The organism is Pseudomonas putida (assembly GCF_028682635.1).
Taxonomy (GTDB): Bacteria; Pseudomonadota; Gammaproteobacteria; order Pseudomonadales; family Pseudomonadaceae; genus Aquipseudomonas; species Aquipseudomonas putida_AE.
In genome coordinates, this window is the sequence record NZ_JANHLK010000043.1 from 1 (window position 1) to 14259 (window position 14259).

13 protein-coding genes and 2 pseudogenes are annotated in these 14259 nt (G+C 57.3%); 10 read left to right on the top strand and 5 right to left on the bottom strand.

The features are described from left to right. From NPS56_RS29275 to NPS56_RS29290, 4 genes and pseudogenes are all read left to right on the top strand, one after another. Positions 1-1118 (top strand): PAAR domain-containing protein (locus tag NPS56_RS29275; RefSeq protein ID WP_274077880.1); only part of this gene is annotated, 1118 nt, incomplete at its 5' end. After that, positions 1115-1498, top strand: coding sequence for a hypothetical protein (locus NPS56_RS29280; protein ID WP_274077881.1), 384 nt, complete (start codon positions 1115-1117; stop codon positions 1496-1498). The genes NPS56_RS29275 and NPS56_RS29280, both read left to right, overlap by 4 nt. Before the next feature lie 82 nt (positions 1499-1580). Then, a pseudogene (locus tag NPS56_RS29285) lies at positions 1581-1942 on the top strand (hypothetical protein). A 36-nt stretch (positions 1943-1978) separates the two neighbouring features. Beyond that, positions 1979-2683: a DUF6933 domain-containing protein gene (locus NPS56_RS29290; RefSeq protein ID WP_274077882.1), complete on the top strand. Its 705-nt coding sequence runs from the start codon at positions 1979-1981 to the stop codon at positions 2681-2683. Positions 2684-2787: 104 nt separating this feature from the next. Here the strand turns inward: NPS56_RS29290 and NPS56_RS29295 are convergent. From NPS56_RS29295 to NPS56_RS29315, 5 genes and pseudogenes are all read right to left on the bottom strand, one after another. Continuing rightward, positions 2788-3165, bottom strand: a pseudogene (locus NPS56_RS29295) (BRO-N domain-containing protein); the annotation flags it as partial. A gap of 53 nt (positions 3166-3218) precedes the next feature. Then, entirely contained in the window at positions 3219-3932 is a 714-nt protein-coding gene (locus tag NPS56_RS29300) for an HNH endonuclease (protein WP_274077883.1), read from the bottom strand. 101 nt (positions 3933-4033) lie between these two features. Next, positions 4034-4573 carry a BRO-N domain-containing protein gene (locus NPS56_RS29305; protein ID WP_274077884.1) on the bottom strand — a complete coding sequence of 180 codons (540 nt, stop codon included), beginning with the start codon at positions 4571-4573 and terminating at the stop codon, positions 4034-4036. Positions 4574-4959: 386 nt separating this feature from the next. Next, the gene (locus NPS56_RS29310; RefSeq protein WP_075945352.1) at positions 4960-6207 is read right to left on the bottom strand and encodes a ribonucleotide-diphosphate reductase subunit beta; all 1248 of its coding nucleotides are present in this window, start codon (positions 6205-6207) and stop codon (positions 4960-4962) included. Between the two features lie 540 nt (positions 6208-6747). Further along, positions 6748-7011 carry a DUF2790 domain-containing protein gene (locus tag NPS56_RS29315; RefSeq protein ID WP_274077885.1) on the bottom strand — a complete coding sequence of 88 codons (264 nt, stop codon included), beginning with the start codon at positions 7009-7011 and terminating at the stop codon, positions 6748-6750. A 417-nt stretch (positions 7012-7428) separates the two neighbouring features. On the opposite strand from NPS56_RS29315, the gene acs reads away from it, so the two are divergent. The 6 genes from acs (at position 7429) to NPS56_RS29345 (ending at position 14223) form a co-directional block, all read left to right on the top strand. Next, positions 7429-9384, top strand: a complete 1956-nt coding sequence (gene acs, locus NPS56_RS29320; protein ID WP_274077886.1) for an acetate--CoA ligase — start codon at positions 7429-7431, stop codon at positions 9382-9384. Between the two features lie 688 nt (positions 9385-10072). After that, positions 10073-10849, top strand: a complete 777-nt coding sequence (locus NPS56_RS29325; RefSeq protein ID WP_274077887.1) for an ABC transporter substrate-binding protein — start codon at positions 10073-10075, stop codon at positions 10847-10849. A gap of 83 nt (positions 10850-10932) precedes the next feature. After that, positions 10933-11622 carry an ABC transporter permease gene (locus NPS56_RS29330; protein WP_274077888.1) on the top strand — a complete coding sequence of 230 codons (690 nt, stop codon included), beginning with the start codon at positions 10933-10935 and terminating at the stop codon, positions 11620-11622. Then, the gene (locus NPS56_RS29335; protein ID WP_274077889.1) at positions 11619-12317 is read left to right on the top strand and encodes an ABC transporter permease; all 699 of its coding nucleotides are present in this window, start codon (positions 11619-11621) and stop codon (positions 12315-12317) included. Before NPS56_RS29330 ends, NPS56_RS29335 begins: the two co-directional genes overlap by 4 nt. 1 nt (position 12318) lies before the next feature. Continuing rightward, positions 12319-13431 (top strand): M14 family metallopeptidase, encoded by a 1113-nt coding sequence (locus NPS56_RS29340; RefSeq protein ID WP_274077890.1) that lies wholly within the window; start codon positions 12319-12321, stop codon positions 13429-13431. A gap of 27 nt (positions 13432-13458) precedes the next feature. Continuing rightward, the gene (locus tag NPS56_RS29345) at positions 13459-14223 is read left to right on the top strand and encodes an ABC transporter ATP-binding protein (protein WP_034151461.1); all 765 of its coding nucleotides are present in this window, start codon (positions 13459-13461) and stop codon (positions 14221-14223) included. The last annotated feature ends 36 nt before the right edge of the window (positions 14224-14259 follow it).

A 14259-nucleotide genomic window follows, 5' to 3' on the forward strand; every position in this document is an offset into this window, starting at 1 on the left:
AGACCACAAGGGCCGCATCCCAACCGACTACACCTCTCGCCGGCAATCCGGCAGCGCCACGATCAGCCGGTTTCGCGTCTGCATCGAACACTCCCAAGCCAGTGTTCCCGGGCGGTGCAGCGGCCCAGGAACCGGGCTTCTACATCGTGCCTAAAAGCACCACCCGCGAACAGCTTGAAGCCTCCTTGTTCATCGTGCGTGACCCGGCGGTGATGGGCAAATTCAAACTACTGAACCCCAACCTGGGCGACGTCAAAGCCGGCTCGATGATCGTGCTGAGTGACCCCAACAACTACCAGTGCACCCGTGAAGAAGCCCTGCTCATGGACGTGGCGGCCAAGACCAACCAGATCATTGAAACGCTTAGCCCGGAAGAAGCGGATTTCATGGTGCAACACCGTGATGTCATCCAGGCCTTCCTGACCTACGGCTCGAACGCTATTGGCGTTGGCGCGAGTATTTTCAAGAACAACCTGGATAACGTAGGTAATGCCTTGAGGGATATTGAAGCGTTGCAACAGAATACACTGCAAAGAGATGGGCATCTGCGTTCGCCAGCGTTCTTTGCAGAGCGCCAGCGTCTGCTCGCACAACTGAACAGCCATATGACGGCACTGACCCGCAAGGGCATTGGATTCCCTGACCATATCAACTTGAAAAAAAAGTTGGGTATTTCCAGCCAAAGCCTGGTCCACCACTGGACCCATGCCAGTCCTGGGGGGCAAATCCCAGGTCATGCCACCCATCTTGAAGGTGTGGCGAAGGCTTCTAAATACGTTCAATACGGCGGTTGGCTGGGTACTGCCGTCGGTGGAGGTGCATCTGCCATGAAGGTGCAGGATGTGTGTACGGCGGGAAATACCGAAGCTTGCGAGCGTGTTAGATTCACCGAGGCGGGTAGCTTTGCTGGCGGAATCATAGGAGGTGCCGTCGTAGGTGCAACGTTGTCAGTTGAGACAACCGGCAGGCTCTGTATTGCACTCGGAGCACCTAATGGTGGTTTAGGGACCGGGATATGCACCGCTGTAGCGGTAGTAACAGGGGCTTTGGTCGGGGGAGCAGCAGGCAGCGGGTTTGGCGATTGGATCGGTGACCTTATCTACGAGGCAACGAGATGAGTAAAGCATCGATGATATTCGGTACTCTCGGTGGGGTAATCCTCCTACTGATCTTCGTCTGGCTCGTAGTAGCACTTCATATGGCCTATACCAAGATGGATGTACTCCTTGGGCACCTGAAAAACAGCCCGGCGATTACCGTTCTCGCCTTCTGGCGACACGCAGGGCTATCGGGGCGGTTGAGGATGATCGCCAACATTGCCGATTACGTCTCGTCACCACGTAGAGGTATCGAAAATGGCAGTATCAGTGCTCAAGACATAGAGAATCTTCCAGCGCCAATAAAGCGCAAACTGGTTTTTTTGAGGCGCAGCGTATTATTACTTTCAGTGTCACTAGTCTTGCTGTGGTGCATTGCGAAAATTTTTAACCTTAGGTAATGACATCTAGAAAGCCTGGCCTCCCAAACCGAATCCTGTAGCTCTGCACCGCATTGTATGATCATTCGCCGGGGTAATGCTCATGTCCATCCTCGAAAGCGACTGGAAGAAGTTCAAGAAACTGCGCAAGGTTGCGCTCGATCGTTTCTGCCAAGGTGTGTTGGCCGATGCCAGGACCATCACTGAACATTGTGCGCTTTCGGCTCAAGCCCGGTACGGGATGCTTTATCGGCTGATGCGCGACCGGGATAAAGACATCGTCCGGACTTTCGATCATTACAGTCGCTCAAGGGCAACTATGGCTTTGAGAATGATGGTCAACACGACTTGCTAACCGATGCAGAGTTGTCGGTCCTCAGTGAAGCGGCGCAGGAAGAGATTGCTGACGCTGTACGCCAGCCCTATGAGATTGAATGGGCTGATGAGATCATGCGGCAGGACTGACAACCGCTATCGCCAGCCTTCTACCAGAGAACCAGGATGTTGATCTTCAATTGCACCGAAGCCGCCAGCAACTTTTTCAGTCGTGTCCACAAGGGCAAGAAAATCACCCCGGTGGAGAAACCGCCGTCGCTCATCATTGAGGACGATACGCCTGACGTGTCAGCCGAACAGTGGCTGGTCCACGCCATCACCGTTCAACGTAAACATGTGCTGTTCGTCATCCATGTGAAAACCCGGTATTGCATGATTTTCGCGGAGGCAAAAAAAGCGGATGTCGAAGGTTTCGTCGATCGTTTTGCCGAGCGTTGGATACACGGCCTGATCCACCATGCGGGCCAGCACGACATCCTTCGCTGGGTCGATGATGAGCCGATGATGGAGCGCTTCCAGGAGAGTTGCCGCGAGTACGTGTTCTACAAACGCGGGCATCGCGGTGCGCAAAAACACCTCAATGAAATTGCCTGGATATTCGAGGATTGCGCCGCCGAATGGGGTACGTTGCCCCCGGATGAATTCGCCGCTGGACGCTTCGACAGTGACATGAACGACACGCCGCGAAGCAGTAAAGGCCACAAGGACTATTACTACCCTGATGAGGAAATGATCGTTCATTGGTTACGCCGCTACGGCGGCCTTGATGAGGCTCGCATTCAAGCCGCCCGTGAGCGGCGTATGGAAGTGAAGCGGGAGATATGGGCGCTGGAAGATAAGCTTCGGCAAGCGTTCGAGCCACTGCAATAGTGCAGACACTCCAAGACCTTTTGCCGATCAGATCCTCGGGCTCTCGGAAATTGGCCAACAGGCTGTCGGCCAGCTTCATCAACTCAGGATCGGGGAGCACACAATCAGAATCCGCGCATGACCCGTGTTGCTTTCCGCCACCAGGATTCACGCCTATTAAAAGGATCATCCGCCAACACACATGGCATATCCCGCAAACGAATCCACGGTTCATCCTGCCAATGCAACAGACAGAGCGACATCTTGGGCCAATCAAGCATGCTCAGCGCTGGCCGCTCCACCATTCGCGATGGCCGTGCATCACGCAGCGCAGGCACGACCTGATGCGTTAGCCACTCTCGCAACAATCTGTTCTCGGGGCAGTAGTGGTAAATCAACAACGCATACACCCCTGACTCACTCACCATCAAACGCTCTTTCGCGGCACCATAGAGGTCAATGAGCATCATTTGTCTCTGGTCCGCATCAAGCTTTCTGGTCATGCAATTGCTTTGGACTTCGCTGAGTCGGTAAGCGGTCCCGACACAGAGTTCGATTACTCAGGAATCAACCGTCTGACCTTCTTATAAAGCGAAGCGGTGAACTCCTCACTGTCGCTCGAATGGTGACAGCGACGATGGCAGTTTGGGCACAGCGCTACGGCGTTGGTGACTTGATCCGAGCCTTTTTCGGCGAGCGGCTTAACGTGGTGAACTTCTAGATAAGGCAACCCAAGCTTTTGAAATGGGGCAGGTTCGCCACAGCCATCGCATCGACCTTCGGCTTCATTTCGCACCCACGCTCGCACCTCGGGGTCACGGACAAAAACTGTGCTTGAGCTCGCCGCTCGTTTCGGTTTCTTAATGCCTTTTGGCGGCTCCTTGATCTTTAGCTTTTGAAGCGCAGCAGCACGACGCTCTAGGGTTTGCTCATCAGCTGTCGGAGCGTTGGGGGCGCCAGACTGAACGCCTCGTTCGGTGAGCGCGACCTGAATTAGCTGTTCAACATTCGAGCCAACATTCTTGGCAGGCTTGTATCCCTTGATGAACTCCCGATCCATCTTCATCAGAACCGTAGAGATGTTCTGCATCCGGAATTCGACGGAGCCTTTGGTGCGGGTGGGTAAAGCTGTTTCGCGTAGAGCAAGATTCACTTCAGTCTTCACGAATTTCTGACCGCTTAGCTCCAGCGCGAGCATCTTAAGATAGGCATCCACCGCGGCCTTGATTTCAGAAACGCTCCAGTCGCTGTCTTTTATCTTTTCGCTCATACAATCGCCGAGGGTTGAAAACCCTCGGACGATACTGAGTGGCCACTACGACTGTCTACGAAATTTCCTACAAGAAATAGCGACAGATCTTGAGGAAGGTCCTACAAGCGCCTCCTCGAATGCTTCGGTGACTCAAACACCTGCGCGACTCTCCGCCACCAAGGCTTAGCGACAGTTACTCGCTGCTGCGTGTGGTCGTGCAGCAGGTAAGGCATGTCGCGCAGCCGAATCCAACCTTCATCCTGCCAATGCAACAGACTCAACGACATTTCCGGCCAGTCCAACAAGCTCAACATCGGCCGATCCGAGTTCTTCGATTGATCAGCATCTCGTAGGGCCGGTACGACCTGATGGGTTAGCCATTCGCGCAACAACCGATTTCCGGGTGCGTAGTGATACACCAACAGCGCATACACACCGGACTCACTGAGCATCAGTTGTTTTTGCGTTTGGTGGTAATGCTCAATCCACAATGTGCGGTGCTGGTCTTTGTCCAGTTTGTTGAGCATGCGCTCACTCAAGTGGAACCCCATCAAGCGGCCGATATCGCGGGCACAGAACCATGGTTGGTTTTCAAGGAGGAGGGCGTGGAGTGGGAGGTTATGGCGGTGGAAGACTGTTGATCCGAGAGGATCGGTCATTACCGATCGGTGTGGAGTTTGTGCAGGCATTTCCATTACCTCTACGTTTGAATTTGAAGAGGGCCGGAGCCCAACGTAGAGGACTTAAGAATCCCAACGAAGCTGTTCGTCCACACACGAATGCGCTTACATGCTGGTAGCAGCATGCGTTCTGTGTGATGAGGTTAGCTTCTACGTTGGGCGTTTCTTAGGCACCTGCAGCAGAGATTAAAGTCGCTTTGAATGGTCATCAATGCGGATTTATCTGGAATTGCTGTAGGAGGTTTTGCGACTGCTGAGTAAGCGGGAGGAGTTTTCCTACTGTCAATAAAAAGCCCCGATCAGATCGGGGCTTTTAGATGTTCGATTTGGCGATTCAAGTCGCTAAATCGTGGCTTGCCAAGGAATCAATCCCAGCTAAGCGCACCACCGGTTTGGTACTCGATTACGCGAGTCTCAAAGAAATTCTTCTCTTTCTTCAAGTCCATGATCTCGCTCATCCAAGGGAACGGGTTAGTCGTCCCTGGATACTCTTCTTTCAAACCGATCTGGCTCAGACGACGGTTAGCGATGAACTTCAGGTAATCCTCCATCATCGCCGCATTCATGCCCAGCACGCCACGAGGCATGGTGTCTCGAGCGTATTCGATTTCCAGCTGAGTACCTTGCAGAATCATCTGGGTCGCTTCTTCCTTCATTTCAGCATCCCACAAATGTGGGTTTTCGATTTTGATCTGGTTGATCACGTCGATGCCGAAGTTCAGGTGCATGGATTCGTCGCGCAGGATGTACTGGAACTGCTCGGCGACGCCGGTCATTTTGTTGCGGCGGCCCATGGAGAGGATCTGGGTGAAGCCGCAGTAGAAGAAGATGCCTTCCAGGACGCAGTAGTAGGCGATCAGGTTGCGCAGCAACTCTTTGTCGGTTTCGACTGTGCCGGTTTCGAACTTCGGATCGGAGATCGAGCGGGTGTATTTCAGGCCCCAGGTGGCTTTTTTCGCGACCGATGGGATCTCGTGGTACATGTTGAAGATTTCGCCTTCATCCATGGCCAGCGATTCGATGCAGTACTGGTAGGCGTGGGTGTGGATCGCCTCTTCGAAGGCCTGGCGCAGGATGTACTGGCGGCATTCCGGGTTGGTGATCAGGCGGTACACGGCCAGGACCAGGTTGTTGGCAACCAGGGAGTCGGCGGTGGAGAAGAAGCCGAGGTTGCGCATCACGATGCGGCGCTCGTCGTCGGTCAGGCCTTCCGGGTTTTTCCAGAGGGCGATGTCGGCGGTCATGTTGACTTCTTGCGGCATCCAGTGGTTTGCGCAGCCGTCCAGGTACTTCTGCCAGGCCCAGTCGTACTTGAAAGGTACGAGCTGGTTGAGGTCGGCACGGCAGTTGATCATGCGCTTTTCATCGACAGCGACACGGGCGGAGGCGCCTTCGAGTTCGGCGAGGCCTTCGGCAACGTCGAGGGAATCCAGGGCGGCTTTGGCGCGGGCAACGGCGGCAGAGTCAGCGGCGGTCACGGCACGGGCTTCGAGGGCGGCGGCACCGCCGGCGCTGTCGAGACGGTCCATGTTGGCTTCGGTGGCGTGGCCAGCGTTGGCGCTCTTGACTGCTACTTCCGTGTCTTCTTTGTCGAATTCGTCCCAGCTCAGCATGACGTGTCGTCTCCTGCGTGAGGGCCAGTGTGCCCGTGTGAAAATGATCGGTTGGTTTTTCACACGGCGGTGCTGGCCGCGTTGGATAGCGTTTTTTGCAGCGGTACACGCAGGCAAATAAACATAAATTTGTACGGGGTTCCGAGAGCCACTGATGGGCGCAATCGGCATCGAATGCCGTTGCGGGGCTTCAGACTGGCTATTCATCCCTGTAAGGGGATATTGCAGGCCCGTTTAAGGCCGCATTATAGGGAAATTTTCACGGTCGTGGTGGGGCGAATCCGCGCATGGAGCGGTCAAGAGGGCAGGTTTTTCGGTCGGAGCGAGGGTTTACAGGGCTTTGGCGGGTGAAAGATTTTTTTCGCGCAAATGGCGGGGAATGGGTTTTGCTCAAAAAGTGAGCAGAAAAGGGGCTTTTTTACTACATCTTGTGTTTGTGGGCGATTTTTGACCAGTTAAGACACAACTGAGCCCGGCGCGAGCCGGGCTGGAATCGACCTTCAGCGAAGCGCTGGAGAGGCCGGATTCGGCGCAGTCAGATCAGCCGCTGGAGCAGCCGTTACCCATGACGCTGTAACGCAGGATATGGCGCTGGCCTTTGGAGTCGTCATATTCCATTTTTGCCGGGACAACTTCACACACATTGGGAACTTCGCTCATTGAAATAACTTTGGCGATGTCCAGGTCCATCGAGTAAGTGTAATCCTCGATGGCCGGTTGTTGCTGCGCGACATCAGTCTGGGCCTCGTCTGCCATGGCGGTTGCGCACAGGCTGCTGAGGGCCAGAACCAATAAAGCTTTCATCTAGTGTTTACCTTTTTCAAGTCGAGTGGGGTCACGCAACCTTTTTGGGGTTGCGTGTGGATCGGGCTACTTGGGGTTGGGTTAACTGCCTTCGTGGGGGCTGTAACTTGGTTAACTCAGTTTGCCGGGTTGGCGGAGCGAATTTTAGGCGTGGGGGTGGCATTCATATAGGCGTGGTTTTGATAAACACCTTTGACGGATTTTGTAACAATCGGTGGATAGCCTTTTGTCTGATGCCCCGTGGTGTGCTCAGGTTTATCGCGAGCAGGCTCGCTCCCACAGGGGTTGTGTGGGATTCGTGCTGGTATCAGGACATTTGGTGTGGGCTTGTTACTACCATCGTCGAATGGTTCTATAGGCCCCGCCCGGGCTACAACAGGGTCATACAAAAACAACTATTCCACCGAGGTAAGAAAGATGAGTGCGGCTTCCCTGTATCCCGTTCGTCCCGAGGTTCTGGCCAACACGCTGACTGACGAGGCGACCTACAAGGCCATGTACCAGCAGTCGGTCGTCAACCCGGACGGTTTCTGGCGCGAGCAGGCCAAGCGCCTCGACTGGATCAAGCCTTTCACCACGGTGAAACAGACCTCCTTCGACGATCACCATGTCGACATCAAGTGGTTCGCCGACGGCACCCTGAACGTTTCCTACAACTGCCTGGACCGCCATCTGGCCGAGCGCGGCGATCAGGTCGCGATCATCTGGGAAGGCGATGACCCTTCCGAAAGCCGCAACATCACCTACCGCGAGCTGCACGAACAAGTCTGCAAGTTCGCCAACGCCTTGCGTGGCCAGGACGTGCACCGCGGCGACGTGGTGACCATCTATATGCCGATGATCCCCGAAGCCGTGGTCGCCATGCTGGCCTGTACCCGGATCGGCGCGATTCACTCGGTGGTGTTCGGTGGTTTCTCGCCGGAGGCCCTGGCTGGTCGCATCATCGACTGCAAGTCGAAAGTGGTGATCACCGCCGACGAAGGCATTCGTGCCGGCAAGAAGATTCCACTCAAGGCCAACGTCGACGACGCCCTGACCAACCCGGAAACCAGCAGCATCCAGAAAGTCATCGTGTGCCAGCGCACCGGTGGCAACATCAAGTGGAACCAGCACCGCGACATCTGGTACGAAGACCTGATGAAAGTGGCGGGCACCGTTTGCGCACCTAAAGAGATGGGTGCTGAAGAGGCGCTGTTCATCCTTTACACCTCCGGCTCCACCGGCAAGCCGAAGGGCGTGCAGCACACCACCGGCGGCTATCTGTTGTACGCGGCCATGACCCACGAGCGCGTGTTCGACTACCGCCCGGGTGAAGTCTACTGGTGCACCGCCGACGTCGGCTGGGTCACCGGCCACACTTACATCGTCTATGGCCCGCTGGCCAATGGCGCGACCACGTTGCTGTTCGAAGGCGTGCCGAACTATCCGGACATCACCCGGGTGGCGAAGATCGTCGACAAGCACAAGGTCAACATCCTCTACACCGCCCCGACCGCCATTCGCGCCATGATGGCCGCGGGTACGGCCGCCGTTGAGGGCGCCGATGGCAGCAGCCTGCGGCTGTTGGGCTCGGTGGGCGAGCCGATCAACCCGGAAGCCTGGGACTGGTACTACAAGAATGTCGGTCAATCCCGTTGCCCGATCGTCGACACCTGGTGGCAGACCGAGACCGGCGCGACCCTGATGAGCCCGCTGCCGGGTGCCCATGGCTTGAAGCCGGGTTCCGCGGCGCGTCCGTTCTTCGGCGTGGTGCCGGCGTTGGTGGACAACCTGGGCAACATCATCGAAGGCGAGGCCGAGGGCAACCTGGTGATTCTCGATTCGTGGCCAGGCCAGGCGCGTACGCTGTATGGCGATCACGACCGTTTCGTCGACACCTACTTCAAGACCTTCCGTGGCATGTACTTCACCGGTGACGGCGCCCGTCGCGATGCCGATGGTTACTACTGGATCACTGGCCGCGTGGATGACGTGCTCAACGTGTCCGGTCACCGCATGGGCACCGCCGAGATCGAAAGCGCGATGGTCGCTCACCCGAAAGTCGCTGAAGCGGCGGTGGTTGGCGTGCCGCACGACATCAAGGGGCAGGGCATCTATGTCTATGTCACCTTGAAAAATGGTGAGGAGCCGAGCGAGCAACTGCGTCTGGAGTTGAAGAACTGGGTGCGCAAGGAGATTGGTCCGATTGCTTCGCCGGATGTGATCCAGTGGGCGCCGGGGCTGCCGAAGACTCGCTCGGGCAAGATCATGCGGCGGATTCTGCGCAAGATTGCGACGGCGGAATACGATGCGTTGGGGGATATTTCCACCCTGGCGGATCCGGGTGTGGTGCAGCATTTGATTGATACGCACAGGACGATGAATGTTGCTTAAGTAGCGTTCAGCGTCATCGAAGCCCTGCCAGGTGTTGAGCCTGGTGGGGCTTTTTGTTGCCTGGAGTTTTGTGGTGGCTTTGCGGGCCTCTTCGCGGGCAAGCCCGCTCCTACAGGGGCTATGGAGTGTTCGCGATCTGTGTCACACCATGGAAACCTGTGGGAGCGGGCTTGCTCGCGAAGGGGCCAGAACAGCCACCGCATAAACAACAGCCAATAATTATCGGCTTCCCCTGTGGGATGTTTCCTACTGTTACCTGCGACTTTTCAGGTTACTGAATGTGTAACCGCCATGCGCCGATTCGGGGCATTGGGAAACGCCAAGGCCCCTCGGATGCTCCCGCAAAAAATAAGAAGCCACGCTGCGCTTGCCGGATTAGAAGGCTTTGCCAATAATAGGCCCGCAACTTGCAATACAGATCGGTTTACCGTCTTTTGCTCTCGCATGAATTTGCAGGGCTGTCAACGTGCTCGAACGGCTTTCTCGGTGCATCTGTAACTAGTTGTCGCATTGAAGAAATATCGGCTCCGGGCCTGTCGTTAGAATGCCGATCACTCGCTCGTCGTTGCCTGTGTTGAATTTAAACACCCGCATCCCAGGACGCAGCAACGCTTTCCGGTTCCACTCATTCGCATATTGGGCTGTCGCTCACTCTGCCGTTTTAGCCCTTTACCGATGGAGTCCCAAGATGAAGAAACTCGTGCTGCTTGGCGCCCTGGCAATGTCCTGCGTGCTGTCCCTGCCAACCTTCGCCGATGAAAAACCCCTGAAGATCGGTATCGAAGCGGCTTACCCTCCGTTCGCTTCGAAAGCGCCGGACGGCAGCATCGTCGGTTTCGACTACGACATCGGTAACGCCCTGTGCGAAGAGATGAAGGTCAAGTGCGTGTGGGTCGAGCAAGAGTTCGACGGCCTGATCCCGGCACTGAAAGTGCGCAAGATCGACGCGATCCTGTCGTCCATGTCGATCACTGAAGACCGCAAGAAGTCCGTGGACTTCACCAACAAGTACTACAACACCCCGGCTCGCCTGGTCATGAAGGAAGGCACTCAGGTCAGCGAAGGCCTGGCCGAGCTCAAGGGCAAGAACATCGGCGTGCAGCGTGGTTCGATCCACGAGCGTTTCGCCCGCGAAGTCCTGGCCCCGCTGGGTGCCGAGATCAAGCCATACGGTTCGCAGAACGAAATTTACCTCGACGTGGCCGCCGGCCGCCTCGACGGCACCGTGGCAGACGCTACGCTGCTGGATGACGGTTTCCTGAAAACCGACGCCGGTAAAGGTTTCGCGTTCGTCGGTCCTGCGTTCACCGACGTCAAGTACTTCGGCGACGGCGTAGGTATCGCGGTTCGCAAGGGTGACGCGCTGAAAGACAAGATCAACACCGCGATCACGGCCATCCGCGACAACGGCAAGTACAAGCAAATCCAGGACAAGTACTTCGCCTTCGATATCTACGGCAAGTAACACGACAAGTCCGAAATGGCGCAAGCAGCAGGTTTTCTGAGGTTTGCGCCATTTTTTCATCCCAACTTTCGAGGACCTGAATCATGTTGAAAGGCTACGGGGCTGTCATCCTCGATGGCGCTTGGCTGACGCTTCAGCTCGCCTTGTCGTCCATGGCCCTGGCCATTGTCCTGGGCCTGATCGGCGTGGCACTGCGTCTGTCGCCGGTGCGCTGGCTGGCCTGGCTGGGCGACCTGTATTCCACGGTGATCCGCGGAATCCCCGACCTGGTGCTGATCCTGCTTATTTTCTACGGCGGCCAGGACCTGCTCAACCGCGTCGCGCCGCTGCTCGGTTTTGACGACTACATCGACCTCAATCCCCTGGCCGCCGGTATCGGCACCCTGGGCTTTATCTTCGGTGCGTACCTGTCGGAAACCTTCCGTGGCGCGTTCATGGCGATCCCCAAGGGTCAGGCTGAGGCGGGCATGGCCTACGGCATGAGCAGCTTCCAGGTGTTCTTCCGGGTATTGGTGCCGCAGATGATTCGCCTGGCGATTCCGGGTTTCACCAACAACTGGCTGGTGCTGACCAAGGCCACCGCGCTGATTTCGGTGGTCGGCCTGCAAGACATGATGTTCAAGGCCAAGCAGGCGGCAGATGCTACCCGCGAGCCATTCACCTTCTTCCTCGCAGTGGCGGCGATGTACCTGGTGATCACCAGTGTCTCGTTGCTGGCATTGCGTCACCTCGAGAAGCGCTACTCGGTAGGCGTAAGGGCGGCTGAGCTATGATCTTCGACTACAACGTCATCTGGGAGGCCTTGCCGCTGTACTTCGGCGGCCTGGTGACCACCCTTAAATTGCTCGCGCTGTCGCTGTTTTTCGGCCTGTTGTGTGCGCTGCCGCTGGGCCTGATGCGCGTGTCGAAGAACCCGGTCGTCAACATGTCGGCCTGGCTCTACACCTACGTGATCCGCGGTACGCCGATGCTGGTGCAGCTGTTTTTGATCTACTACGGTCTGGCGCAGTTCGAAGCGGTGCGTGAAAGTTTCCTCTGGCCGTGGTTGTCCAGCGCGACCTTCTGTGCCTGCCTGGCGTTTGCCATCAACACCAGCGCCTACACCGCCGAAATCATCGCCGGCAGCCTGCGTGCCACGCCGAACGGCGAGATTGAAGCGGCCAAGGCCATGGGCATGTCACGCTTCAAGATGTACAAGCGCATCCTGCTGCCATCGGCCCTGCGCCGGGCACTGCCGCAGTACAGCAACGAAGTGATCATGATGCTGCAGACCACGAGTCTGGCGTCCATCGTGACCCTGATCGACATCACCGGTGCCGCGCGCACGGTCAACGCCCAGTACTACCTGCCGTTCGAGGCGTACATCACCGCCGGCGTGTTCTACCTGTGCCTGACCTTCATCCTGGTGAAGCTGTTCAAGATGGCCGAGCGCCGCTGGCTGGGCTACCTGGCCCCGCGGAAGCACTGATATGGAACGCATCGATCATGTTTTGCCGTGGAGTCACCTGGGCAGCGAACGGCAGATTTCGGTGTTCCGCTTCGGCAGTGGCGAGCGCAAGGCCTACATCCAGGCCAGCCTGCACGCCGATGAGCTGCCGGGCATGCGCACCGCTTGGGCACTGAAAAAGCGCCTGGCTGAACTCGAAGCCCAGGGCTTGCTCAACGGCGTGATCGAACTGGTGCCGGTGGCCAATCCACTGGGCCTCGGTCAGTTGCTCCAAGGCAATCATCAAGGGCGTTTCGAGGCCGGCAGCGGCAAGAACTTCAACCGTGATTTCGTCGAGCTGAGCGCGCCATTGGCCGCACAACTCGATGGCCATCTGGGCGATGATCCGCACGCCAATATCCAGTTGATCCGTCAGGCCATGAGCGATCATCTGGCCGCACTGCCACCGGCCAGCAGCCAGTTGCAGGGCATGCAGCGCATCCTGCTCAGCCATGCCTGCACTGCCGATGTGGTGCTGGACCTGCATTGCGATGCCGAAGCGGCGCTGCACATGTACGCCTTGCCGCAGCACTGGCCGCAGTGGCGTTCGCTGGCCGCGCACCTGAATGTTCGGGTTGGCTTGCTGGCGGAAGATTCCGGCGGCAGCTCCTTCGACGAAGCTTGTTCGCTGCCGTGGTTGCGCTTGTCGCGTCTGTTCCCGAATGCGCAGATTCCCTTGGCGTGCCTGGCGACTACCCTGGAACTGGGCGGTCAGGCCGATACCGGTCGCGCTGAGACCGAGGCTTACGCCGAAGGCATCCTGGCGTTCCTCGCCGAGCAGGGGTTGATCAGCGGTGAATGGCCGCAACCTGCCCAGGAAGCCTGCGAAGGCCTGCCGTTCGAAGGCACCGAATTGCTGTTCGCGCCGCACCCCGGTGTGGTGAGTTTCCTGCGCCAGCCCGGTGAATGGGTTGAGGCAGGCGACGAGATTTTCGAAGTGATCGATCCGCTGGCGGATCGGGTCAGCACGGTGTGTGCTGGTACGTCCGGGGTGCTGTTTGCCATTGAACGGCTGCGTTACGCCCAACCCGGTTTCTGGCTGGCCAAGGTGGCGGGGCGCGAAGCGCTGCGTCACGGGCGCTTGCTCAACGACTGACTGACTGTTTTTGTGAGAACCGACCGCATGTACAAGCTTGAAGTCCAAGACCTGCATAAACGCTATGGCAGTCACGAAGTGCTCAAGGGCGTGTCCCTGAAAGCGGCGGCTGGCGATGTGATCAGCATCATCGGCTCCAGTGGCTCCGGCAAAAGTACCTTCCTGCGCTGCATCAACCTGCTGGAGCAGCCGCACGCGGGCAGGATCCTGCTCAACAACGAAGAGCTGAAGCTGGTGGCGAACAAGGACGGCGCGATGAAAGCCGCCGACCCGAAACAGCTGCAACGCATGCGTTCGCGCCTGTCGATGGTATTCCAGCATTTCAACCTGTGGTCGCACATGACCGCGCTGGAAAACATCATGGAAGCGCCGGTGCATGTACTGGGCGTGTCCAAGGCCGAGGCCCGCGAGAAAGCCGAGCACTACCTGAACAAGGTTGGCGTGGCACATCGCAAGGATGCCTACCCGGGCCACATGTCCGGCGGCGAGCAGCAGCGCGTGGCGATTGCCCGTGCCCTGGCGATGGAACCTGAGGTGATGCTGTTCGACGAACCGACCTCGGCACTCGACCCGGAGCTGGTTGGCGACGTGCTGAAAGTCATGCAGGCCCTGGCCCAGGAAGGCCGGACCATGGTCGTGGTGACCCACGAAATGGGCTTCGCCCGTGAAGTGTCGAACCAGTTGGTGTTCCTGCACAAAGGTGTGGTCGAAGAGAGCGGCAACCCGCGTGAGGTGCTGGTTAATCCACAGTCCGAGCGCTTGCAACAATTCCTGTCCGGCAGCTTGAAATAATCAAGGCTGCCGTTGTGTACCTTGTAGGAGCTGCCG